This window comes from Janthinobacterium rivuli, assembly GCF_029690045.1.
Lineage (GTDB): Bacteria > Pseudomonadota > Gammaproteobacteria > Burkholderiales > Burkholderiaceae_D > Janthinobacterium > Janthinobacterium rivuli.
Genome location: NZ_CP121464.1, coordinates 2,233,244 through 2,256,084, shown reverse-complemented (window position 1 = coordinate 2,256,084; position 22,841 = coordinate 2,233,244). Strand labels below are relative to the sequence as shown.

The following is a 22,841-nucleotide window of genomic DNA, read 5'->3' as shown; positions in this document are numbered from 1 at the left end:
CCCCGCCGGCGGGCGGCGGAGCCAAAATCAGCGAAAAATCAATGGCCTTCGCTGGCGTTGAACATCGATTTGGCGTAGATCAGGCCCAGGCCATAGCCGCCGCCGTGCGCCACGGCCGTCGCCACGGTTTCATTGTAGGTCTCGCCGCGGGCCCAGTCGCGCTGCAGTTCCAGCAAGTATTGCACGGACGTCAGCGGCTGCGCGCCCGCCTGTATCATGCGCTGCATGGCCATCGCATGCGCTTCGTCGGAGACGTCGCCGCTGGCGTCGGCGATCACGTAGACGTCAAAACCCTGCTCCAGCGCCGACAGCGCAGGGCCGACGATGCACACGGAAGTCCACAGGCCGGCCAGCACGATCTTGCCCTTGCCGTAGCCATTCACCTTGTCGGCGATACGCGCATCTTCCCAGGTGTTCATGCTGGTGCGGTCGATCGGCGCCTGGTCCGGGAAGACGGACTGGATCTCGTCGAAGATCGGGCCGGAGAACGATTTCGCCGCCACCGTCGTCAAAATCGTCGGCACCTTGAATTCCGCTGCCGCCTTGGCCACCAGGGCCGCGTTGTTACGCAGCAGGGCCAGGTCGATGGAACGGGTGGCGAAGGCCATTTGCGACTGGTGGTCGATCATGATCAGGGTATGATCGTTCGGGGTCAGCAGTTTTTGTGCGGCTTGGGCGGTGGCGATAGGCATGATGTTTTCCTTAGTGAAAATAATTGAATATAAAAAAAGAGAGATCGTTATACGGTGCTGCTGCTCCTGCCCTTGCGTCACGCTGTGTGTGCCGGGCCAGTGCTATGCAGTATGGACGAGATGGTTTGAAAACAAAAACGGAAAGAATGCCAAGCTATGTGCAATTTTTTCGATAATGGAAAATGACCGCAACAGCAAGCGACACATCAAGGAGAAAACATGGGATTTGAATTCAGGATCACGGCCAGCCTGACGCAGGAACAGCGCCAGCACCTTGCACAGCTGCCAGAGTTGGTGGCTCCGGCGCCGCGCCCGCCCGGCGGCGCCATGCCTGACACCGAGGCCAGGCTGACGGATGCCGGCCTGTATGTGTGCCAGCACCTGCGCCCGGACCCGTGGCACGGCCTGGAGGCCGTGCGCGCCTGGCTCGATGCGCAGGGCGTACGCTATGCCGTCGACGAGATCGACGACTGAATAAAACCTACAAGGCGCCTTCGAGCATGACGCGCAGGGTGCGGTAACTGCCCGTATCGACCGTGCGCAGCAGGCCGCCGCCGCCATCCGCATACAGGCTGCGCGTGCGCTCAGGCTGGCGCAGCAGATTGGCGCCCGAGACGCGCAGGCGCAGCTGGTCGCTGAAGGTCCACAACGCGTACAGATCCAGTTCGCGCCGGGTGCCCTGCCAGGCCAGCAGCTGGCTTGACTCGCGCGACGGTCCACCGCCCTGGTAATGCAGATTGCCGCCCAGGGTCAAGGGCTGGCCGGCCAGCCGGTAATCGGCGCCCAGGTTGGCGCTCCACGGCAGCTGTCCATCGAGGCGGTTGTCCGGGCCGGCGACGGCGTCCAGCGTCGACCAGTTGCGCGCCACGTTTGCCCGCAGGTCCAGCGCGGGGGCGCCCGCCCACAGCGCCGACAGCGGCAGCTTCGCTTCCAGTTCGAAGCCGCGCACTTGCGCCCTGCCCTGATTGACGGGCGTGGCCACCCAGCGCCCCTGGTCCTGATACAGCCGGTCCAGCATTACGTCGTCGATGCGCCGCAGCGAAGCGCTGGCGCCCAGCATGGCGCCTTGCCCAAGATAGTATTCATAGGCCGCATCCAGACCCCACGCCAGTTCCGGGCGCAGCGCCGGGTTGCCCTGGTTGTCGGGGTTCACGGGACTATTGCCGTTGTCGTTGAGATAAGGGCGCGGGATCAGCTGGAAAATCTGCGGCGCCTTGTAGGTGCGGGTGACGGCCAGGCGCACCTGATCCTTGCCGGCCAGCTTCCACAGGCTTTGCAGCACGGGACTCCATACCTGCGCGCGCACGTCGACGCGGCGCTGCGCGCCACCATTGGCGCTGGCCGTGCGCAAGGTTTCCCAGCGCAGCCCCAGATACAGCGACCAGCGCGCGGAGATATCCCATTCATCCTGCGCGAACAGGGCCAGGCGCCGCACCGTGGCCGCATAGTCTTCGTCCGGCAGCACGGGTGGCCCGCCCGGCGACAGCTGGCGTTCGCGGCGGAACTCCGTGCGCCGCCGGCTGCCCGCATCCCAGCCCGCCGCCAGCGCATGTCCCTGGCCCAGAGCCCGGCGATAGGTGCCGCTGGTCTGCACGCCCACATCATCGAGGCCCGCATCGACCCGGCGCACATTCGCCGGCCCGGGTGTGGCGCTGACGCCCTGGAACAGATAGTCGCTGCCACGGTGATTGGCATCGAGGCCCAGTTTCATGTCGAGGCTATCCCCTGTTCCGAACTTGCGCAGCCAGTGCAGATCGCTGCGCACGGTGCCGCTGTCCTGAGTGAACGCGGCGTCGTTGTCCGGATAGTCGGTATGGCTGCCCAGGTAAGCCGTTTCCACGACCTGGCGGCGGCTGGCCAGGCGGCGCAAGCTGACCAGGCTTTGCCAGGCCAGGCTGTCTTCGCCCGCCAGCGCCCATTGCAAACGGGGCGCCAGCTCGAACGTATCACTGGTCACGCGCTCGGTCAGCGGCATATGGCGCACCACCGTGGGCCTGCCTTCGCCATCAAATGCGCGGTTCCATTCGTCGAGCAAGCCCCGGCGCCCCGTGTGCGCGAGCGTGCCGGCCAGCGCATACGACAGGCGGCCGTCCTTGTCCGCCCACTGCACGGTGGCGCTGCCGGCGGGCATGCCGTGGCTGCCGGACGCCCCCAGCTTGAAGGTGCGTTCGCGCCGCTTGCCCGATTTTTTCAGCACGATATTGATGGAACCGGCGATCGCCTGGGCGGAAAATTGCGCCGTGGCGGCACGCATGATTTCCACGCGCTCGACCAGTTCCGGGTCCAGCGAGTCGAGCGAAAAACCGGGCGGCACGGGCACGCCGTCGAGCATGATCAAGGTGTAACCCTGGCCCAGTCCGCGCAGCTGGATTTGCCCGCCAGCCGTGCCCGAAGCCGTGCCGCCGATGGTAATGCCGGGCAGGCGTTTCAGGGCGTCGGACAGGGCACGGTCGCCCTGGCGTATCAATTCCTCGTGGCCGACGACGATGGCGGCGACGGTGTCGTTGCGGCGCTGCTCCACCTTGCCCGCAGTGACCGTCACGGAAGGCAGGACGTCTTCGGCACGCACGTGCGCCGTCAAGGGCAGCGCAAGGCTGCACAATACAATACTCAATCGCATGGGAAATCCTGAAAGGTCTGTGGTGGTGTCGGCTGGCGCGTTCCCGCGCTCAGCCGCCCCGTGGCCAGCTCACGCTAATGGCCGAATTGTTCCTTGCGCATGCGCAGGGCGCGCGCGGTGGCGTTGGCATCGAGGCCGGCCAGCCACTGTCGCGGATCCTGCAAGCGCCCGTCGCGGGTGACCTCGAAATGCAAATGCGGCCCCGTCGCCAGACCGGTGGCGCCCACGGTGCCGATGGCCTGCCCTGCCGTGACGGCCATGCCGGTCGTCAGCGTGACCCGGTCGAGATGGGCATACAGCGACGCGACGCCAGCGCCATGGTCGATGCGCACGGCCTTGCCGAGGCGCGCATCTTCGCTGACGCTGGCGATGCCGTCGGCCGCCGCATGCACGGGCGTGCCGCGCCTGGCGCCCAGATCGATGCCGCGATGGCCTTGCGGTGTCAACTCGCGCACGACGCCAAAGAAGCCGGTCACGCGCATGCTGTCCAGGGGATTGCGCAAGAGAGCTGGCGCCGTCGCCGGCGCAGCGAGCATGCTTGCCGGCGCGGCTGCCACGGCCCACGCCAGTGCCGGCTGCAGCGCCAGGCTGGCCGCGCCGATCGCGCACAGCAGCAGCGCCGTCAGCACCCGCAGGGCCGTGGATGGGCGCGCCTGCCCGTCACGCATGCGCAGCAGGCGCTCGGCCATGCCGCCGCCGCCAAAGGCCAGCCCCGGCAGCGGCTGGGCCTGCAGGCCCAGTTGCCTGACCAGGGCCGCCGCATATTGCTGGCGCTGGCGCGGGGGCCGGCCAGCCAGTACCTGGCGGTCGCAACCGAGCTCTTGCGCCCAAGCCAGCTGGCCGGCCAGCCAGCGCGCGGCCGGATTGAACCACAGCAGCGCCTGCAGCATGTTGGCCAGCAGCAGGAGCACGGGGTCGCGCCGGCGTGCATGGGTCAGCTCATGGGCGATCACCAGTTGCTGCTGTTCCGGCGTAAATTGCGCCAGGTGCGCCGGCAACAGCAGACGCGGCCGCCACACGCCCACCAGCATCGGCGAGATCGGCGCCGCCACTTCCAGCACGTCCATGCCGTGCAGGCGGCGGCGCTGCGCCAGTTGCAGCAAGCTGCGCAACATGGCGTGGCCACGCTGCCAGCGCCAGGCTGCGCAAGCGACGCCCAGCAGGTAGATCAGACCCCAGGCGGATGGCACCAGGGCCAGCCAGGAAGCAGTGGGTGGCAGCCCGGCAGCTGGCCCAGCCATGGCCAGCTGCACGTCGGGCGCGGCGCCGGCCAGCGAAACGGGCACGCTCAGTTCGGGCACCACGCTCAGTTGCCGCGTGTCAGGCAGCAGCGGCAGCACGAACACGGCGGCCAGCACCAGTTGCGCGACTAGCCACACGCTGCGCTGCGCCGCCAGCGCGGGCCAGCGCCGTTGCGCCAGGCTCAGCAATGCCCACAGCAGCGGACCGGTCACGAGACAGGCGACGCTGGCCTGCAACAGTGTGAGGGAAAACAGCAGCATCGCTTAGTCCTTTCCCTCGAGCGGCCAGTCCTGCAGCAATTGCTCCAGCGCCGCCAGCTCCTGCTGGTCCACGAGTTTGCTGCCCGTAAACGTACCTGACCGGCAAGGGACTGTCGATTTCCATCACGCGCCGGCCAAAGTCGTGGGCGAACGCGGCCAGCGTGGCCACCTTGTCCACGTTCGCTTCATACACGAGCACGCCATGCACGCTGCGCTGCAGCAGCATGCCCTTGTCCAGCATGCGTTCAAGCGTCTTGCGCGTGGATGAAAACGACCATCCCAGCTCGTCTTCCACCCTGGCGTGCAATTCGCGCGCGGATAGCGGGTGGTCTTTCCACAAGGCTTTCAATAACGACAGTTCGGTGACGGAGGGCGTGCTCATGGTGCATCCTTTTAGTGACTATTGACGCAATTATGCGACAAGAGTCACACGCACGCAAGCGCTATGTGCGACAACTGTCACATGCGCTAAAACGCCTCCCGCGCGTCTTGCGCTCGGGCACGCCATGTCCAGGTGGCGGCGAAAGGCAGCCATGCCCGTGATCACATCGCCACTGCCCCGTTTCCCTATCGTATGGCTGAGGCTTTCCAGGACGGCAGCGCGCCTTGGCCTGACTTTTCTTTACTTGCGGCATTGCAAAGCTGAAACAAAACAGGCGCGTTTTTGCCATGCTGTTATACTTCGCGTGTGCGGCACATATGACCAGTCCCCTTGCCGCTGTCTTTCGACCCCTAATCTGATTGCCTGCGACTGGCGCCTCACGATGGCGACAGGCCGATCTCACAATAAAGTTACCATGTCCTTTTCCTCCCTCGGATTGTCCGACGCTATCGTACGTGCCGTTACCGAACACGGCTACACCGTGCCGACCCCGATTCAGTCGCAGGCGATTCCCGCCGTGCTGGCTGGCGGCGACTTGCTGGCCGGTGCACAAACCGGTACCGGCAAGACGGCCGGCTTCACCCTGCCCGTGCTGCACCGCCTGTCGACGGACGCCAATGGCGCGTCCATCACCAGCAACACCTCGACGCGCCCGATCCGCGCCCTGATCCTGGCCCCGACGCGCGAACTCGCCGCGCAGGTCGAGGAAAGCGTGCGCGCCTACAGCAAGTACACCAAATTGAACTCGACCGTGATCTTCGGCGGCGTCGGCATCAACCCGCAAATCAAGCAATTGAAGCATGGTGTCGACATCCTCGTCGCCACGCCGGGCCGCTTGCTGGACCACATGGGCCAGGGCACGGTTGACCTGTCGAAAGTGGAAATCCTGATCCTGGACGAAGCCGACCGCATGCTCGACATGGGCTTCATCCGCGACATCAAGAAAGTGCTGGCCGTTCTGCCGCCAAAACGCCAGAACCTGCTGTTCTCGGCCACCTTCTCGGAAGAGATCAAGGCCCTGGCCGACGGCTTGCTGAACAAGCCAGCCATGATCGAAGTGGCGCGCCGCAATTCGACCGTGGAAGTGATCAAGCAAAAGATCCATCCGGTCGACCGCGACAAGAAGCACCCGATGCTGTCCTACCTGATCAAGTCGAACAACTGGACGCAAGTGCTGGTCTTTACGCGCACCAAGCATGGCGCGAATAAACTGGTCGAGCAACTGGGCGCGGACGGCATCGGCGCCCTGGCCATCCACGGCAACAAGAGCCAGTCGGCACGCACGCGCGCGCTGTCCGAGTTCAAGGATGGCACCTTGCAAGTACTGGTCGCCACCGACATCGCCGCGCGCGGTATCGATATCGACCAGTTGCCGCACGTCGTCAACTACGACTTGCCGAACATTCCGGAAGACTATGTGCACCGTATCGGCCGCACGGGCCGTGCCGGCGCCAAGGGCGAAGCCGTGTCGCTGGTCTGCGTGGATGAGCACGAAATGTTGAAAGACATCGAAAAGCTGATCAAGCAAACCCTGCCGCGCGAAGTCATCGAAGGTTTCGAGCCCGACCTGAACGCCCGCGCCCAGCCTGTGCAATTGCGCAGCGGTACCGGCGGTCACCGCAACAACAGCCGCGCGCCAGCCGGCGCCGTGGTGCGCGTGAAAACCGGCGGCAGCGGCGCCAAGCCACGCAGCGCCGGCCCAGCGGGCGGCGGTGGCGGCGGCAACCGTTCGGGCAATGCGCCGCGTTCGGCGGCCAATCATCGCTCCGGCGGCCGCGGCCGCTAATACCCACGGGTAAGCGTATCGCAGCAATAAAAACCGTTCCAGGACTTGCTTCTGGAACGGTTTTTTTATGCACGCCACCGATTGCCGATTTGGGCTAGGATAGTGTCCATCCTATTGACCTGCGTGCCGCCATGCCGAACTTCGCTGCCAACCTCAGCATGATGTTTACCGAACTGCCCTTCCTCGACCGCTTTGCCGCCGCCAGGGAAGCGGGTTTCGATGCCGTCGAATTTCTGTTTCCCTATGCCGTCGAGGCGCGGCAGATCGCCATGCGGCTGGAACGCCACCATCTGCAGCTGGCCGTCTTCAACTTCCCACCCGGCGACTGGGAGCACGGCGAGCGGGGCATTTCCTGCGATCCGCGGCGCGGCGAGGAATTCCGCAACAACGTGCAACTGGCGCTCAACTATGCGCTGGCGCTCGGGGCGAAACAGCTGCACTGCATGTCCGGCATCGTGCCACCCGGCATGAGCCTGGAGCGGGCGCGGCAAAGCCTGATCGGCAACCTGCAATTTGCGGCCGACGCCTGCCGTCCGCATGGCATCAACGTGCTGATCGAGCCGATCAACCGCTACGACATGCCCGGTTACTTTCTGAATCATAGCCAGCAGGCGGCCGACATCATCGCCGACTGCCAGCGCAACAATATCTTCCTGCAATACGACATTTATCACATGCAGCGCATGGAAGGCGAACTGAGCAACACCATCCGCGCCCTGCTGCCCCTGATCCGCCACATCCAGATCGCCGATACGCCGGGCCGCCATGAACCGGGCACGGGCGAGATCAACTACCGCCATCTGTTCAAGCTGCTCGACCAGGTCGGCTACGCTGGCTGGGTCGGCTGCGAATACCGTCCCGCCAGCGACACCGTTGCCGGACTGGGCTGGCGCGAGCAATTGACGGCCAGCGCGGGCAGCTGATCGCAGCGCGCTTGCGCCCGCACAAGGCGGGCGGCGCAAGCCGGCACGACAATACCTTTCCATACAGTATTTCCTGTCGAGAGGTGACGTGTCTGCCCTGCCCGCCCGCCATTGCCGCGTCCATTGCATCAACCTTTGCCTGGCGATTCTGCTGTGCGGCTGCGCCACCGCGCGCCCCGAGCTGGCGCAGGTGCGCGCCCTGGCCGCCGGCACCGATGCCCTGACGGCCTTCGGCGAACTGTCGCAGCGCCACGTCGACAGCTACCAGCGCGCCCGCCCCTATCTGTCGCCGGCCGAAGACGCGCGCGAACGCCTGCTCGATGCGCAGCGCCGCGCCGCGCAGGCGGACGTGGCGCGCCTGGCGCAAGCCGTGCGCCTGTACCTGCAGGCGCTGGGCCGGCTGGCCGATGCCGATGCATATGACGTGCGGCCGGAACTGGCCGGCGCCGGCGCCGCCATCCGCGCCTGGCCGGGCAGCGGCATCGACGACCGCCATGTGAGCGCCTACACCTTGCTGCTGCAGCAATTGTCGCGCCTGGGCGGCGCGGCCAGCCAGCGGGCGCAGCTGGCGCAAGTGCTGCACGAGGGCGACGCGCCGCTGCAAGCCCTGCTGGCCGCGCTCGACAGCTTGCTGGCGCTGTACGACAAGAGCGGCGATAACGAGCGCGACATGGTGCTCGGCTTGCTCGACGTGGAAATCGCGTATGCGGACACGCCGCCGCAGCGCCTGCTGGCCGTGCTGGCGAAAAACATGCAGCAAAGCAAAACCGAGGAATACCGCCTGCTTGGCTTGCGCCATACCCTGGCGCGCCGGCAACTGGCGGCACTGGGGCGCGAACACGCGCAGCTGGCCGCCGCCCTCACCACCACGGAGGCAAGATGGACGGATCGGTAGGCACCAGCAGCAGCGAACGGCGCGAAGCGGCTCTCAGCAGCGCCATGCGCGTCGAGCAACTGGCCGACAGCCTGTCGCAGGCGGCCGTCACCCTGCACGGCGCCGTCATGCGCGCCATCCGCAGGCGCGCCAGCCAGGGAGAAAATGGCATCAGCCACAGCCAGGCGCAAGCCGTCTTCGCCCTGGAAGTGGCCTTGCGCCAGCAAGCCAACCAGCTGTATGCCGATGCGGCCGGGCACACGGTGGCCGGCCTGGACACGGCGCAGCGCCAGCTCAGCGGCCTGCTCGACACGGTGCGCCTGCGCATCGCCCGCAACGACGACGTGCGGCACTGGATCAGCCTGGCGACGAGCTTGTTGCACTTGGGCAGCGCCGTGCTTGCTGGCAATCCCGAACGCATCCTGGGTACTCTGGGCAAGGTGCGTGAGCGGCTGCAAGAGATGGCGCCGGACTGATTGAAATCGGCCGGCGAGCGCCTATACTGGGACGTCCCCGCCGGGCAATCGTGCCTGCGGGACGACCAGAGGAGACCAACATGCGTATCGAACCGTATTTGCAATTCGATGGAAACTGCGCGCAAGCGCTGGAATACTACCGCCAGCACCTGCATGGCACCGACCTGTGCCTGATGCCGTATCGCGGCACGCCGATGCAGGAGCAAGTCAAGGAAGACTGGTATGACAAGATCATGCACGGCTCGGTGCAGCTGGGACCAACCATGCTGATGGGCTCGGACGGCGGCTGCAGCGAAGATGGCGCCAAGGGCATGCACGGCAGCTCGATCTGCCTGACCGTCGATACGCCGGAAGAGGCGGAACGGGTCTTCGACGCGCTGGCGCGTGACGGCAACATCCAGATGCCCCTGGAGGAAACGTTTTGGGCCAAGCGCTTCGGCATGCTGAAAGACCAGTTCGGCGTCGCCTGGATGGTCAACTGCCTCAAAGAACCAGCATAGAATGGCCCCCGCCCGCCTGCGCCGCGTCAAACGCGGCGCGGGTGGTAGCGCAAGCAGAGCCGCCAATCTTGGACTACCATGATGGAAGTAACCTCTACCGGGTGACAACCATGAATGGATTGCCGCAAGACCAGCTGCAGCGCCTGCAGGGCGTGCTGGAGCAACGCAAGCTGGCGTTGCTGGAACAGATCGGGAACGAAGCGGCCGAAGCGGACGCGCGCGCCTCGCTGCTCAATGAAGTCGAAGCCTCGCCGGCCGACAACGCCAGCGTGCGCACCTTGAACGCCCTCGTCAGCGAAGCGGCCGAGCACAACCTGGCCCAGCTGACCATCATCAAGCATGCGCTGGCCAGGTTTGCCGATGGCAGCTATGGCCTGTGCGACAACTGCGGCGAAGCCATCGGCCTGTCGCGCCTGAACGCGCGTCCCGAAGCGCGGCTGTGCATCGATTGCCAGACGCGGCTGGAAAAAGTCCGGCGCTCGGTGCCGTGAGGAGAGCATAACGGCGGCGCAACAACAAAGGGCAAGGCATCGCTGCCCTGCCCCGTGTTTTCCAGCGTGACTGCCATTGCCTTCCGTCCTGCGCCAGCGTCTGTGCGCCGGCTGGGTGGACGGGTCTCCTCTACTGCCAATGCCTCTGTGCAAGCGGCACGCTTGCTTAACTCATGTGCTGTCCGCCATTGATGGCGATGTTCGCGCCCGTGACGAATGCCGCCTCATCGGATGCCAGGTAAGCGACCAGGGCCGCCACCTCGTCCGGCTCGCCCAGGCGACCCAGGGGAATCTGCGGCAGGATTTTCGTTTCCAGGATATCGGCCGGCACGGCCGTCACCATCTGCGTGCGCAGGTAGCCGGGCGAGACGGTGTTGACGGTGATGCCGTGGCGCGCCACTTCCAGCGCCAGCGCCTTGCTGAAGCCATGCACGCCCGCCTTCGCGGCTGCATAGTTGCACTGGCCAAACGCGCCCTTCTGGCCGTTGACGGACGAGATATTGATGATGCGGCCCCAACGCTTGGCCAGCATGGGTTCGAGCACCTGCTTGCTCATGTTGAACAGGCTGTCGAGATTGGTGCGCATGACCTCGGCCCAATGCGGCAATTCCATCTTGCGCATGCTCTGGTCACGCGTGATGCCGGCGTTATTGACCAGCACGTCAACCCTGCCGAACTGCGCCAGCACGCTGGCCACGGCCTCGCTGCAGGCAGCGAAATCCGTCACGTCAAGGGACAGCGGATGAAAATAATACTGCTGCGCCTGCTGCTCTTCGAGCCAGTTTGCCACCCGCGCATTGCCCGGCGTATGCGCCGCCACGACGGCAAAGCCCGCCCCATGCAGGCGGCGGCACAAGGCCGTGCCCAGGCCGCCCATGCCACCCGTGACCAGCGCTACCTTTTGTTCCTTCATGACTGTCTCTCCCCGCTTGTTATGGTTGTTCTGCGTGGCATCAAGTGTAGGAGCAGTTTTTATTGGCAGCCTTGCGCCAAATCAAGTGCCCAGCCTGTCAAGAATGGCGCATGCGTGCGCGGCCGCCTCCCCGTCTGTGCCAGAATGACCGCTACCGCACAGCGAGAGGACAGGCCATGACATATAAAACCGTATTGCTCCACATCGACGACAGCGCCGGGCGCAGCGCCCGCATCGACGCGGCCGCCAGCATCGCCCAGGCTTGCGGCGGCCACCTGACGGGCGTGGCGCTGACGGGCGTGTCGCGGCTGCTGTACCAGAACCAGCCCGACCTCGATGCCGACCCGAACCTGAGCTTGCATCTGAATTTCCTGCGGGAACGGGCGACGCGCGCCCTCGACGGTTTCGAGCAACAGGTGCGCGCGGCCGGCGTCGCCTCGTTCGAGCAGCGCGTGCTCGACGACGAGGCGGCGGGCGGCATCAGCCTGCTGGCCCGCTATGCGGACCTGGTCGTCATCAGCCAATACAATGCCAAGGATAAATCGCCGTCCGTGATGCGCGACTTTCCCGCCTATGTGCTGCTGCATTCGGGCCGTCCCGTGCTGATCGTGCCGTATGCGCCGCCGCTGCCCCTGCTGGCGCCGCCGGCAGCGGCGCGCAATGTGCTCATTTCCTGGAATGCCAGCAAGGAAGCGAGCCGCGCCGTGAGCGCCGCCCTGCCCCTGCTGCAGCGCGCCGGGCAAGTCCACGTGGCCATCTTCGACGCCCAGGTGCATGCGGCCGAGCACGGCGAACAACCGGGCGCCGAACTGACGCAGTACCTGGCGCGCCACGGCGTGGAAGCGCGGCTGCATTTGCTCGATGGCGGTGGCGTGCGGCGCGGCGACATCGGCGAAGCGCTGCTGTCGCAGGCGGCCGACCTGTCGGCCGATTTGCTGGTGATGGGAGCGTATGGCCATTCGCGCCTGCGCGAAACCATCCTCGGTGGCGTCACGCGCACGATTTTGCAAAGCATGACGATCCCCGTGCTGATGGCACACTAGACCTTTGGAAAAACGGCAGGGTTAGCCGCCCTGCCAGGGCTGGCTGCGGATCTTCGCCACCTGGCGCTGCGCCAGCCACTGCCACAGCTGCAGCGCGTCGTCCTGCGGCAGGGCCGACATGTGACGCGGCGTGGCCAGGGCGATTTCACAATCACGGTCCGACCACTCCTCGAAAGTGACTTCGCCTCCGCTAGCGACCTCGACCTGATACATCAGGCCATCGTCGTAGCCAAAGCGCAACAAGACGGCGGCCGGGCTGCCGTCCTGCGTGGCGCCGCCGCGGTAGACCTCGGCCAGCGCATCAGCCAGCTGTGCCGGCGAGGGCGCGCAGATGTCGCGCCCATCGGCCCGTGTCAGAATGAACCATGCCTGTGTCATGACGCGCCCTCCTATCCATACTCGTTAGCATGCGAGGCAAGTACTACGGGCAGTCACCTTGGTCCTGTTTCACTTCGGGCGCGCGGAAACTATCCCTGTCGGCATTATTTACCAATAATTACTAATACTAACAAGGATCATACCTAAATTTCATGCAGCTCGGAATTTATGAATTCACGCCACCAGCACGGGAATGCTGAGCGGGTCGAAATCATGCCAGTCGCCATTGGCGATCGTGCCTTCCGCTTCCTCGATATGCTCGGCGCCCAGCCGGTGCAACGCTTCGAGCGCCCGTTCGCGCTCGTCGGGGCCGCCCAGCGCGACGGCGATCAGCATGCCCGGATGGCGTGGCTGGCGGCGGTTTTCGGCGTTCCCCTCGCCATTTGCTTCCGGCTCGCCCGCGTCCTTCATCTTGTTGAAACTGTAGAGCGAGCCCACGTGCGCGCCCACCAGCGCCCCCACCACCGGGCCCAGCGGCCCTGTCGCCAGGGTGGTGGCCGCGCCGATGCCCGCACCGACGGCGGCCCCGACAGCCACGCCCTCGACCACGCCTTCCGGCGTCTCTTTCGCTCCCGGCGACATGTCGCGGTCGCCGCCGAGCGCGTGCAAGTCGTGCTGGCCCGGCTGGTTGACAAAGAAGGCGCTGATGCGGCTGTCGGGAAAGCCCGCCTGGTTCAGGGCCGCGCGCGCGGCGTCTATCTGTTCCTGCAACTGAAAATGACCTGCGATGATGCGTGACATGATACGGCCCTCCTGATCGGCTGCTGGCGCACCATGCGCCGCTTGCCTGGCTAGCGTGCGCCTGCCGCCGGCGAAATACCGTTCGCTTGCGCACACAGCCGCCAATCATGCGGCCGCGCTGAACGGGCTGCGGATATCGGACAGGAATTGTTGTGCGCGCGCATGTTGCGGCCGCGTAAAAAATTCCTCGGGCGTGGCCCGTTCCAGCACTTGCCCGTGGTCCATGAACCAGACGCGGTCCGCCACTTCGCGCGCAAAGCCCATTTCATGCGTCACGCACACCATCGTCATGCCGCCCTGAGCCAGGTCGCGCATCACTTGCAGCACCTCGCCCACCATTTCAGGGTCCAGCGCGCTGGTCGGCTCGTCGAACAGCATCAGCGGCGGCTGCATGGCCAGCGCGCGGGCAATGGCCACGCGCTGCTGCTGCCCGCCCGACAGGGCCGCCGGCATGGCGCGCGCCTTGTGCGCCAGGCCCACCCGGTCCAGCAACGCCAGCGCCCGCTCTTCCGCCTCGCGCCGGGTCAGGCCGCGCAAGCGCTGCGGCGCCAGCGCGCAATTGTCCAGCACGGACAAATGCGGAAACAGGTTGAATTGCTGGAACACAAAACCGATGTGCGAGCGGAAGGCATTCACGTCCAGCCCCGGCACGTGGATGTCCTGGCCGGCCACCGTGATGCGGCCCGAAGCGATCGCCTCCAGGCGGTTGATGGTGCGGATCAGGGTCGACTTGCCGGAACCGGACGGCCCGCACACGACCAGCACCTCGCCCTTGGCCACGTGTTCATTGATGCCGCGCAAGGCGTGATAGTCGCCATAGTATTTGTTGACGTTGTCAAAGGTAATCATGCTGCCGCTTTCAAAAGACGCGCCTGGCGCCGCTCGAGCCAGAAGGCGGCGCGCGACAGACTGAAACATAAAACAAAGTACGTCATGCCCAGCAAAAAATACACTTGCACGGGTTTCGTCAGCACCAGGCCGTTCACTTGCGAGGCGATGAACGACACTTCGGCCAGGCCGATGATGGTGCCCAGCGAGGTTTCCTTGATGGTCGAGACGAACTGGTTGACCAGGGACGGCAGCATGTGGCGCAGCGCCTGCGGCAGCACGACCTGGCGCATGCTGTCCAGATAGTTCAAGCCCAGCGAACGGGCCGCCTCCACCTGGCCCGTGGGCACGGCTTGCACGCCGGCACGCACGATTTCCGCCAGATAAATGCCGTCGAAGATGACGAGAGCCGCCAGCATGGTACCGAATTGCCCGCTTTCATGGCCCGTGATGCTGGGCAGGAAAAAGTAGGCCCAGAAGATGACGAGCAGCAAGGGGATACCCCGCACCACGTGGATCAGCGCGGCGACGGGCCAGCGCAGCAGCCGCCAGGGACTCAGACGCGCCAATCCCAGCAGCAAGCCGAACGGCAGGCTCAGCACCAGCGCCAGGCTGGCCAGCAGCACCGTCAGCGCCAGGCCGCCCAAAGGTCCCTCGGGATAGCGACCGACGAGAAAATACAGCCAGTAATCATGGAGCAGTTCCAGCATCAGGACACCTTCTTTTGCAGCCAGGCCGCCAGGCCCGCGATCACCAGCGACACGACCAGATAGGCAGCACTGGCGAAGACAAACGCCTCCACGCTGCGGAACGAGGCCGCTTCCACGCGCTGCGTCTGGTACATCAGCTCGGCCACGCCGATGACGGTGGCGATGCTGGTGTTTTGCCACAGGTTCAGGGTTTGCGACAGCAGCGGCGGCGCGGCCAGCCGCAGCGCCTGCGGCACGATGCACAGGCGCATGGTGGCGAGAAAGCTGAAACCCAGCGCCCTGCCCGCCTCGAATTGCTGGGCAGGAATGGCGCGGATGCCGCTGCGGATATCTTCCGCCATGTAGGCGGCCGTATATAAGGTCAGGGCCGTGATGGCGCTGACGGCTTCGATATTGCCGGCATACAAGCGTTCCTTCCACGTGTCGGGCAGCAATTCGGGCGCGCCGAAATACCAGAACAGGAAGTGCGCCAGCAAGGGCACGTTGCGGATCAGCTCGACATACGCGGCGCCCAGCCCATTGAGCAGGCGCGACGGCGCCAGGCGCAGCATGGCCACGCCGCACGCCAGCGGCAGAGACAAGAGCAAGGTGATGGCCAGCAGTTGCAGGGATAGCAGCAGGCCGGAGAGCAACCAGTCGCGGTAGTCGCCGGCCAGCAGAAAGTTCAGATCAAACATGCGCAAGCGTCAGGCAAGGTTCAGGCGTCGATCTTGTCCGATTCGATCTTGAAATTGCGTTTCTGGAACTTCACATTGCTCGTCGGGCCATACCATTTGAAAAACAGTTTTTCCGCCTCGCCCGATTTTTCCAGCCCGCGCAGCACCTGGTCGACGGCTGTCTTCACGCCCGTCTCGCCCTTGCGGATGCCGAAGGCAAACACTTCCTGGCTGATGTTTTGCGGCAGCACAATGTAATCCTTTTGCGCGGCGCCCAGCTTGGCGTAGTTGTTGAGCAAGGAGACTTCATCGTCGACATAGCCGACGCCTTTTCCCTGCTGCAAGCCCAGGTAAGCCTGGCCCGCCGTCTCGAACGTCACCACGTCCACGCCGGGCACGGCCTTGCGAATATTCGGCTCCTGCGTGCCGCCCTTGACGGTCAGCACTTTCTTGCCGGCCAGGCCAGCGACCGTCGTGATATTGCTGCTTTTTTTCACCAGCACGCGCTGGCCCGTGTAAAACGTGGACAGGGAAAAATCGATCAGCGCTTCGCGTTCCTTGTTGTGCGTCAGGGACGCCGTCAGGATATCGATGCGGCCCTGCTGCAATTCGGGAATGCGGGCGGCCACGGCCAGCTGCTTGATCACCGGCTTGACGCCCAGGCCCTGGGCGATGGCGCGGCACAGGTCCACTTCATAGCCGACCAGTTGGCGCGACCTGGCGTCGATGAAGCTGTTCGGCTCGTCCGTGCCCAGGGTGCCGCAGACCAGCTCGCCCTTCGCCTTGATGGCGGCCAGCTGGTCCGCTTGCGCCACCTGCGCAAAGGCGATGGAAGTGAAAAGAAGCGCGGCGAAGTGAAGACGGGTCTGCATGGAATTCCTCTGGTGGATAACGAATGCCGCCATTAGACCGCGGCACGCTTATTTCCAAAAAGGAATCTTTTCAGCCTTGCATATGAAGAATTCATCTAAGGCGGATGATCGCCGCCCTGGCGCCCACGGCGCCCGGATAGCGGGGGTCAAGCTGCAGCGCCTGGCGATAGGCCTCGACGGCCTGCGGGCGCAAGCCTTGCTCGACATAAAACTCGGCCAGGCTGTCCTGCAGATTCGCGTCGCGCGGATGCAGGCTGACGGCCGCCTGCAGCACGGCCATGCCTTGCGCCACGGCACCGCTGCCTTTCAGTCGATACGCTTCCAGATTCAGCGCCGCGGGGCTGGCCGCGCCCAGCGGGTCGCGCTCCAGCGCCAGGCGCAGCGCGGCGACGGCCGGTTCCGTCTTGCCGGCGCGCAGCAAGGTCAAGCCTTGCAGCGCATGCGCGCGGTCGCTGAGCGGATACAGTTCCACGGCCAGGCGGCTGGCCGCCAGCGCCGCGTCTGTCTCGCCGCGCGCGGCCGATGCTTGCGCCAGTTCCTGCAACTCGGGCACGAAATCGGGATAGGCGCGCTGGCCGCGGAAGGCCGCGCGCAGCTGGCTATCGCGTGCTGCCGTGAGGACGGGCGCTGCCGGCCAGGCGATGGCGGCCGTGCGGTCCCAGCTGCCGGCCAGGGACACGATGGCTTGCTCGAAAGCGGCCTCAAAACGGGGCAAGGCGCCGGCCTTTGTCCCTTGCGACAACAGGACATAGTCGCGCGCAAATGCCAGCGCGCCGCCGCGCGCATATTGATTCAGGTCGACGCCCGCCTCGCGCAATTGCCTGGCCATGCTGGCGCCGGCCGTGAGAAACACGCGGCCACCTGCGGGATGGCGGGCCACGTCGATGTAGGCGCGCGCCGCCCTCGCGTCAGGCGCCAGCGCTTGCTGGTTGATTTGCGTAAATGCCTCGCGCGTGGCGGCCGCATCGGCATATGGCTGATCCGTGCGCTCGGCATATGCCCTGCCTTCCTCGAACAAGCCTTGCGCCACCTGGTACGCGCGCTGCGCGCCCGCATCGGCGATATAGGTGGTCAGCTGCCACGGTTCGCCCGTGACCACCTCGAACAGGCGCTGCACGAAGGCTTCCGGATTGACGCGCTCCAGATTGGAGGCGACGGCAAGGGTCAGCTTGCGCGAGGGAAAGCTGTACAGATAGGTGACGGTTTCCGGCTGCTGGCCGCTGTGGGCAATGGCGTAGCGCCCGCCCGTGGGGAAGATTTCCCAGCCCATGCCATAGTTCGTCAAGCGGCCGGCGCGCGTGGCCATCGGCTGCACCATGGCGGCCACGCTGGCCGCCGACAGTATCTTGCCGGCATGGACACCCCTGCCGAACGCCAGCATGTCGGGCACGCTGGCGCGCGTGCCGCCGGCCGAAAAGCGGCTGCTGATGTCGACGAATTCCGAGTTCTTCCACTCCTTGCCGGCCAGCCGGTAGCCGCGCACGCGGTGGGCGATCACGGCGTCCGGATCATCCAGCACGGTGGCGTCCATGCCCAGCGGGCCCCACACGTGGCGCCGCATGTAGCCGCCATAGCTTTCGCCCGAGGCGCCCTCGATGACGGCGCCCAGCAAGTTGTAGCCATAGCTGGTGTAGCGAAAGCGCGTGCCCGGTTCCGCGATCAGGTCGAACTGCTCGAAGACGGCGATGGACTGGCGCGTATCCTTGTGCTCCTTGAAATGCTGTTCCACCTGGCTGTTGCGGTAGGCGTCGATGCCGCCCAGGTGGCCCAGCAGCTGGCGCACCGTCACGGGGAACCCTTTGACGGGGAAGTACGGCACATAGGTTTGCACGGGCGCATCCAGGTCGATCTTGCCCTGTTCCACCAGTTGCAAAATGGCCACCGCCGTCATCGGCTTGGTGACGGACGCCAGCCGGTAGCTGGAGTGGGCCGTGGCCGGCACGCGGTTTTCCAGGTCCGCATAGCCATAGCCTTTTACCCATTGCACGTCGCCCTGGCTGAAACCGACGGTCACGCCCGGAATGCGTTCCGCGCCCATGCGCTGGGCGACCCAGCCGTCGAAGTCGGCCAGGCGCGCGGCCAGCGCAGGAGCAGGAACAGCAGCGGGCGCGGAAGCGGCTTGCGCCACGCCGCAGAACAGGGCCAGCGCGCCGGCGAAACCGTAGTATTTGCTGCTTTGCATAGTCAAGATTCCATGGTGAGGGCCGTGTGCACAGCACGGCGCTGATGCATGGTAAGTGTCTTTCGCACACTATTGGCAGGCCGTGCACGAAATGCACGCAGCACGCACGAACGACACCAAAGTGGATGAAAATGTTGCAAATGCTTGGTAAATGAGAAGCTACAATGCCCGCCATGTCCTCCTTCTTCCGCTGCCTTCTGCTGTGCTGCCTGGCCTTGCCCTGTTTCGCCTGCGCCATGACTCCGCTCTGGCTGGACGAAGGCTGGCGCGCCTGCGGCAACCCGCCGTCCGCGCCCGCCGCCACGCTGCAGCAACTGGTGCGGCCGGGCCTGCTGCTGTGCGTGGAGCGCGACGTCACCCTGGCCGCCACGCCCTCGTCGACGCAGCTGCTGGTGCTGTCGGCGCTGGCTTCCAGCGAGCTGTGGCTGGACGGCGACTTGATCGGCAACAATGGCCAGCCGGCCCGCCATGCCAGCGGGGAACGCGCGGGCGACATCGATTTCGCCATCCACCTGACGCCCCAGCAATTGACCAAGGGCACGCACCACCTGCGCCTGCTGCTGTCGACGCAGCAGGTGCCGGCGCACTTGACGTCGCCCTTTTATGCGCTGTACCTGGTCGACCGGCAAGACTACCGCGCGGGGCTGGCCTGGTACCGGCTGCCGCCGCTGCTGCTGGCCGGAGCGCTGGGCGCCGTCGCCCTGCTGTTTCTCGCCTTGACGGCGCTGTACCAGCGGCAGCGGCACTGGGCCATGTTTGCCGCGCTGTGCCTGGTGGCGGCGCTGCTGCTGGTGGCGGAACTCTGGCGCAGCTTTGCCGGCTATGCCTATCCCATGCATTTGCCGCGCCTGTACGCCGTCAGCGCCCTGACCTGGCTGTTTTCCGCCTTGCTGCCCCTGTATTTTTATACGGCCTACCGCCTGCCGCGCTGGCCACTGGCGGCGGTGTTACTGCTGGCATGCATCGCGCTGGCCGGCGCACTGCCCGCGCATTTCGACGCGCGCTGCTGGCTGATGTTTTTGACGGGCCTGGCAGCGAGCCTGGCGCTCAGCCTGGGCGCCGTGTGGCGCCGTCTGCCGGGCAGCCGTGGCGGCGCCTTGATCGCGCTGGCCTCGTGCGCCCTGTTCCTGCTGACGGGCAGCCAGTTTGCCGAAGGCGGCTTCGCCCTCGTCGTGTGCTTTTTGCTGCTGCCTTTATGCGCGCAATTGCTGGCGCAACTGCTGCGCGAGCGCAGCAAGGCGGCGCGTGCCCAGCAGCTGGAAAACCAGCTCTTGCGCAAAAGCATGCAGCCGCATTTCCTGATGAATTCCCTGAGCCTGATCAGCGAACTCAACGCGCAATCGCCGCAGACGGCCGAAACCTTCATCGAGGCGTTGGGCGCCGAGTTGCGCATGCTCAATGAATTCGCCCAGCAGCCCAGCATCGCCCTGACGCAGGAACTGGCCCTGTGCCAGAATTACCTGAGCATCATGGGCACGCGGCTGCAGCAGCCGTGCAGCCTGCAGCTCGACGGCGAAGCGGCGGGCATCACCGTGCCGCCCGCCCTGTTGCTGACGGCGCTGGAAAACGCGTTCAGCCACAACCGCTACCGCCACGGCGCGGCCTTTATCCTGCGTATCGCACGACATGCGCAAACGCAGGTGCTCACCGTGCTCCTGCCCGAAGGCGAAGCGCGCCCGCATGCGGGCGGCGGCGTGGGCGAACAATACATCCGCGCCAGCCTGCACGCCGTGTTTGGCGACATGGCCCACTATGCCAGCGAACGGCAGCAGGCAGGCTGGCGCCTCACCTTTTCCTTGCCGGCGGCGCCATGAATGTATTGATACTGGAAGATGAACCGCTGATCGCGCAAGGCCTCGAACGCGAGGTGCGCGCGCATTTCGGCAAGCGTCTCGGCAATCTCGCGCTGCATGACAATGTGCCGCAAGCGCTAGCTGCGCTGGCCCAGGAACAAGTCGACTTGCTGCTGCTGGACTTGAATTTGCACGGCGCCGACGGCTATGAGCTGCTGCGTCTGGCCCAAAAGGCTCCGTTGCAGACCATCATCGTCTCGGCCCACGCGGAACGCTCGATCACGGCCTTCGAGTTCGGCGTGCTCGACTTCGTTGCCAAGCCGTTCAGCCGCGAACGCCTGCACAAGGCGTTGCAACGCTACACGGAGCGGCACACGGACGCGGCTTCGCTGGCCGTCAAGAAACGGGGCGCACTGGAATGGATCGCCATGGCCGACATCGACCACGTGCAAGCCGATGGCCACTACAGCAATATCGTGCTGCGCAGCGGCGAACAGTGCTTTCACGACCTGGCCATCGACAAGCTCATGGCCTTGCTGCCGCCGCACTTCCTGCGCGTGCACCGCTCCTACATCGTCAACAGCCTCGGTTTCAAGCGGCTGCAGATCGCGGCAGGCGGCAAGTATGCGCTCGATACGCAGACGAGCACGGGCATCCCCGTGTCGCGCGGCAGCTATCCCGCGCTGAAACAGCGGCTGCTGGGCTAAAGTCCCCGCTTACCAGTGCTGGGCAAAATTGGGAAATGGCGAAGCCATGTGCTCGGCTTCCACGGGCGGCGCCATCCAGTCGCGCGGGTCGACCTTGTAGTACTGCAAGAATTGCGCGTACAGCTCCTCGTGGTGCTCAGCCATCTGGTATGGCTTTTCAAAGAAGGTTTCCGTGGCCACGGCAAAGAATTCGGCGGGATTCGTGGCGCCGTAATGGTCCATCACGCTGTGCTGCTGGTAGATGGCGTCGTGGCGCAGGTTGTCGAAGTCGCGCGACAGCACCGTGGCCCAGCTGCGGTAGCTCGATACGCTGGGCAGATAAGGTGCGCCATTCGCGGCGCCCGATTCGCTGTCGAGCTGGTGGGCGAATTCATGCAGCACGACATTGTGGCCATCGGTCCAGTCGGCCGCACCGCGCTGCACGTGATCCCAGGCCAGCACCACTCTGCCATCGCCCCAGGATTCGCCCAATAAACCATTCGCCGATGGCGTCACCACGCCGCCCGGTCCCACTTCATCGCGCGTGACGATGAATTCCGTGGGATACACGAGGATGGTGTCGAGTTCCGGATACACCTGCGTCTGGCGGTTCAGCAGCAGCAAGCAAGCCTGTCCCGCGATGGTGTAGCGCATCTCGTCCGTGATCTCCAGGCCGCCGCAACCGACGAATTTCTTCTGATACAGGAATTGCACGACGAGGCGGCGCAACTGCTCCTGCAGCGGCGCAGGCATGCGCGGATACACGGGGATATTCTTTTCCAGCACGGCCAGGCCTTCAGCCGGCAAGGGCCTGGACAGCGCCCGCTTCAGGCGCCAGCGGGGAAACCACAGCGACAAGACGATGGCGGCCGTGACGAGGGCGATCCACAGCAGCGGGTTCATGCGGCGGCCCGCTGCGGGACAATCAGGCCAATGGGGCAAAGGGACACGGCGTAGGCAGACAAGGACAAGCTCCTTCAAGTGAACCCGCGTCGCGGGCAACAGTCCAGCCCACATGGGGATGCTTGCAGTCTTTTCAATCAGACTACGTGAAACGGCCTGCGCCAACGCCAAAAGCCGGGGCGTAACCCGGCTTTCATTACAAGCTCACAACGCCTGACTAAACCGTCAGGTGTTACTCGGCCGACTTTTGCTGTGGCGCACCGAACAAGGCGGCGACGAGCGGATCGCGCGTCACGGGACCGCGGTTGACGCGGATGGCGTAATGCGTGTCATCGGCCAGGATGTGGAAGTGACGGCCGCTGCCTGCCATGCTTTGCTCGCGCAGGCCTGGACGGTCTTTGCGCGGTGGCGCGCCTTCGCGTTTTGGCTGGACGATGGCGGCCAGGAAGGCGCGCACGCGCTCAGGGTCTGGCGTCAGCTGGTACACTGCCTTGCCCAGGTAGGTGGCGGTGCCTTCGATGTAGCGGGCCAGTTCGATCACGCCCGCTTCGCGCAGGTCGCGGATGTATTTGCGGGCGCCCGATGGCGAAAACTTGAGGAACCAGGCGATTTCATCGGCCAGCATCTCGTGCAGCGACAATTCGCCGATCAGCTTTTGCATGTTTTCGATGCGGCGCAGGGTTGCCGACGTCGAACGCACGCGCTCGATCGGTGCCATGGAAATGGGGTTCATGCGTTCCGGGGGGATGGGTGCTGCGCGTTCTACCATTTGCGAGCCTTTTTCGGGGCTACGAAGTTCCTGGTGCGCTGCCTTTAATTCGCTCTTCACGTGAGACTGAGTCATTGCATGCATTTGAATACTCCTTTTAAACAGATTGCCGGTAGCCCGA

Annotated in this window: 24 protein-coding genes; 10 read left to right on the top strand and 14 right to left on the bottom strand. The window is 65.1% G+C overall.

All coding sequences use genetic code 11. The features are described 5' to 3' along the window. Positions 1–38: 38 nt before the first annotated feature. Positions 39–692, bottom strand: a complete 654-nt coding sequence (locus P9875_RS10370; protein ID WP_035826352.1) for a hydrolase — start codon at positions 690–692, stop codon at positions 39–41. 219 nt (positions 693–911) lie between these two features. On the opposite strand from P9875_RS10370, the gene P9875_RS10365 reads away from it, so the two are divergent. Beyond that, positions 912–1,166: a hypothetical protein gene (locus tag P9875_RS10365; RefSeq protein WP_278318315.1), complete on the top strand. Its 255-nt coding sequence runs from the start codon at positions 912–914 to the stop codon at positions 1,164–1,166. A 7-nt stretch (positions 1,167–1,173) separates the two neighbouring features. On the opposite strand, the gene P9875_RS10360 is transcribed toward P9875_RS10365, so the two are convergent. The 3 genes from P9875_RS10360 to P9875_RS28730 all read right to left on the bottom strand — a co-directional run bounded on the left by P9875_RS10360 (position 1,174) and on the right by P9875_RS28730 (position 5,196). Beyond that, positions 1,174–3,312: a TonB-dependent receptor plug domain-containing protein gene (locus P9875_RS10360; protein ID WP_278318314.1), complete on the bottom strand. Its 2,139-nt coding sequence runs from the start codon at positions 3,310–3,312 to the stop codon at positions 1,174–1,176. A gap of 74 nt (positions 3,313–3,386) precedes the next feature. After that, on the bottom strand, positions 3,387–4,742 hold the full coding sequence (locus P9875_RS10355; protein WP_423221849.1) for a M56 family metallopeptidase: 1,356 nt from the start codon (positions 4,740–4,742) through the stop codon (positions 3,387–3,389). Then, positions 4,633–5,196: a BlaI/MecI/CopY family transcriptional regulator gene (locus P9875_RS28730; protein ID WP_423221833.1), complete on the bottom strand. Its 564-nt coding sequence runs from the start codon at positions 5,194–5,196 to the stop codon at positions 4,633–4,635. The genes P9875_RS10355 and P9875_RS28730 overlap by 110 nt, the downstream gene beginning before the upstream one ends. Before the next feature lie 415 nt (positions 5,197–5,611). On the opposite strand from P9875_RS28730, the gene P9875_RS10345 reads away from it, so the two are divergent. From P9875_RS10345 to P9875_RS10320, 6 genes are all read left to right on the top strand, one after another. Further along, complete coding sequence (locus tag P9875_RS10345) at positions 5,612–6,982, top strand: DEAD/DEAH box helicase (protein ID WP_035826342.1); 1,371 nt, start codon at positions 5,612–5,614, stop codon at positions 6,980–6,982. A gap of 131 nt (positions 6,983–7,113) precedes the next feature. Next, on the top strand, positions 7,114–7,905 hold the full coding sequence (otnI, locus tag P9875_RS10340; RefSeq protein ID WP_278318312.1) for a 2-oxo-tetronate isomerase: 792 nt from the start codon (positions 7,114–7,116) through the stop codon (positions 7,903–7,905). A gap of 88 nt (positions 7,906–7,993) precedes the next feature. Next, the gene (locus P9875_RS10335; protein ID WP_278318311.1) at positions 7,994–8,800 is read left to right on the top strand and encodes a hypothetical protein; all 807 of its coding nucleotides are present in this window, start codon (positions 7,994–7,996) and stop codon (positions 8,798–8,800) included. Next, positions 8,785–9,255, top strand: coding sequence for a hypothetical protein (locus P9875_RS10330; RefSeq protein WP_099402609.1), 471 nt, complete (start codon positions 8,785–8,787; stop codon positions 9,253–9,255). Before P9875_RS10335 ends, P9875_RS10330 begins: the two co-directional genes overlap by 16 nt. A gap of 80 nt (positions 9,256–9,335) precedes the next feature. Further along, positions 9,336–9,755, top strand: a complete 420-nt coding sequence (locus tag P9875_RS10325; protein ID WP_035826338.1) for a VOC family protein — start codon at positions 9,336–9,338, stop codon at positions 9,753–9,755. A 110-nt stretch (positions 9,756–9,865) separates the two neighbouring features. Further along, positions 9,866–10,246: a TraR/DksA family transcriptional regulator gene (locus P9875_RS10320; RefSeq protein WP_278318310.1), complete on the top strand. Its 381-nt coding sequence runs from the start codon at positions 9,866–9,868 to the stop codon at positions 10,244–10,246. Between the two features lie 166 nt (positions 10,247–10,412). On the opposite strand, the gene phbB is transcribed toward P9875_RS10320, so the two are convergent. After that, the gene (gene phbB, locus P9875_RS10315) at positions 10,413–11,159 is read right to left on the bottom strand and encodes an acetoacetyl-CoA reductase (protein WP_278318309.1); all 747 of its coding nucleotides are present in this window, start codon (positions 11,157–11,159) and stop codon (positions 10,413–10,415) included. Between the two features lie 176 nt (positions 11,160–11,335). Between phbB and P9875_RS10310 the strand changes: the two genes are divergently transcribed. After that, entirely contained in the window at positions 11,336–12,202 is an 867-nt protein-coding gene (locus tag P9875_RS10310; RefSeq protein ID WP_278318308.1) for a universal stress protein, read from the top strand. Between the two features lie 21 nt (positions 12,203–12,223). Here P9875_RS10310 and P9875_RS10305 read toward each other — a convergent pair whose 3' ends face one another. The 7 genes from P9875_RS10305 to P9875_RS10275 form a co-directional block, all read right to left on the bottom strand. Further along, positions 12,224–12,580, bottom strand: a complete 357-nt coding sequence (locus tag P9875_RS10305) for a hypothetical protein (protein ID WP_278318307.1) — start codon at positions 12,578–12,580, stop codon at positions 12,224–12,226. A gap of 174 nt (positions 12,581–12,754) precedes the next feature. Further along, a complete protein-coding gene (locus P9875_RS10300) occupies positions 12,755–13,321 on the bottom strand; it encodes a glycine zipper domain-containing protein (protein ID WP_035826331.1) in 567 nt (188 codons plus the stop codon). Between the two features lie 105 nt (positions 13,322–13,426). Next, positions 13,427–14,170: an amino acid ABC transporter ATP-binding protein gene (locus tag P9875_RS10295; protein WP_278318306.1), complete on the bottom strand. Its 744-nt coding sequence runs from the start codon at positions 14,168–14,170 to the stop codon at positions 13,427–13,429. Continuing rightward, positions 14,167–14,859 (bottom strand): amino acid ABC transporter permease, encoded by a 693-nt coding sequence (locus P9875_RS10290; RefSeq protein WP_278318305.1) that lies wholly within the window; start codon positions 14,857–14,859, stop codon positions 14,167–14,169. The genes P9875_RS10295 and P9875_RS10290 overlap by 4 nt, the downstream gene beginning before the upstream one ends. After that, positions 14,859–15,542 carry an amino acid ABC transporter permease gene (locus tag P9875_RS10285; protein ID WP_278318304.1) on the bottom strand — a complete coding sequence of 228 codons (684 nt, stop codon included), beginning with the start codon at positions 15,540–15,542 and terminating at the stop codon, positions 14,859–14,861. The genes P9875_RS10290 and P9875_RS10285 overlap by 1 nt, the downstream gene beginning before the upstream one ends. Positions 15,543–15,556: 14 nt before the next feature. Next, positions 15,557–16,387 carry a transporter substrate-binding domain-containing protein gene (locus tag P9875_RS10280; protein WP_099402600.1) on the bottom strand — a complete coding sequence of 277 codons (831 nt, stop codon included), beginning with the start codon at positions 16,385–16,387 and terminating at the stop codon, positions 15,557–15,559. Positions 16,388–16,478: 91 nt separating this feature from the next. Then, positions 16,479–18,569 carry a serine hydrolase gene (locus P9875_RS10275; protein ID WP_278318303.1) on the bottom strand — a complete coding sequence of 697 codons (2,091 nt, stop codon included), beginning with the start codon at positions 18,567–18,569 and terminating at the stop codon, positions 16,479–16,481. Between the two features lie 164 nt (positions 18,570–18,733). On the opposite strand from P9875_RS10275, the gene P9875_RS10270 reads away from it, so the two are divergent. Further along, on the top strand, positions 18,734–20,383 hold the full coding sequence (locus P9875_RS10270) for a histidine kinase (protein ID WP_278318302.1): 1,650 nt from the start codon (positions 18,734–18,736) through the stop codon (positions 20,381–20,383). Then, positions 20,380–21,069 carry a LytR/AlgR family response regulator transcription factor gene (locus tag P9875_RS10265; protein ID WP_278318301.1) on the top strand — a complete coding sequence of 230 codons (690 nt, stop codon included), beginning with the start codon at positions 20,380–20,382 and terminating at the stop codon, positions 21,067–21,069. The genes P9875_RS10270 and P9875_RS10265 overlap by 4 nt, the downstream gene beginning before the upstream one ends. Before the next feature lie 9 nt (positions 21,070–21,078). Here the strand turns inward: P9875_RS10265 and P9875_RS10260 are convergent, their stop codons facing one another. Next, positions 21,079–21,951 carry a zinc-dependent peptidase gene (locus P9875_RS10260; protein ID WP_035826313.1) on the bottom strand — a complete coding sequence of 291 codons (873 nt, stop codon included), beginning with the start codon at positions 21,949–21,951 and terminating at the stop codon, positions 21,079–21,081. Positions 21,952–22,183: 232 nt separating this feature from the next. Beyond that, positions 22,184–22,684, bottom strand: coding sequence for a winged helix-turn-helix domain-containing protein (locus P9875_RS10255; RefSeq protein ID WP_223278908.1), 501 nt, complete (start codon positions 22,682–22,684; stop codon positions 22,184–22,186). Positions 22,685–22,841 lie beyond the last annotated feature (157 nt).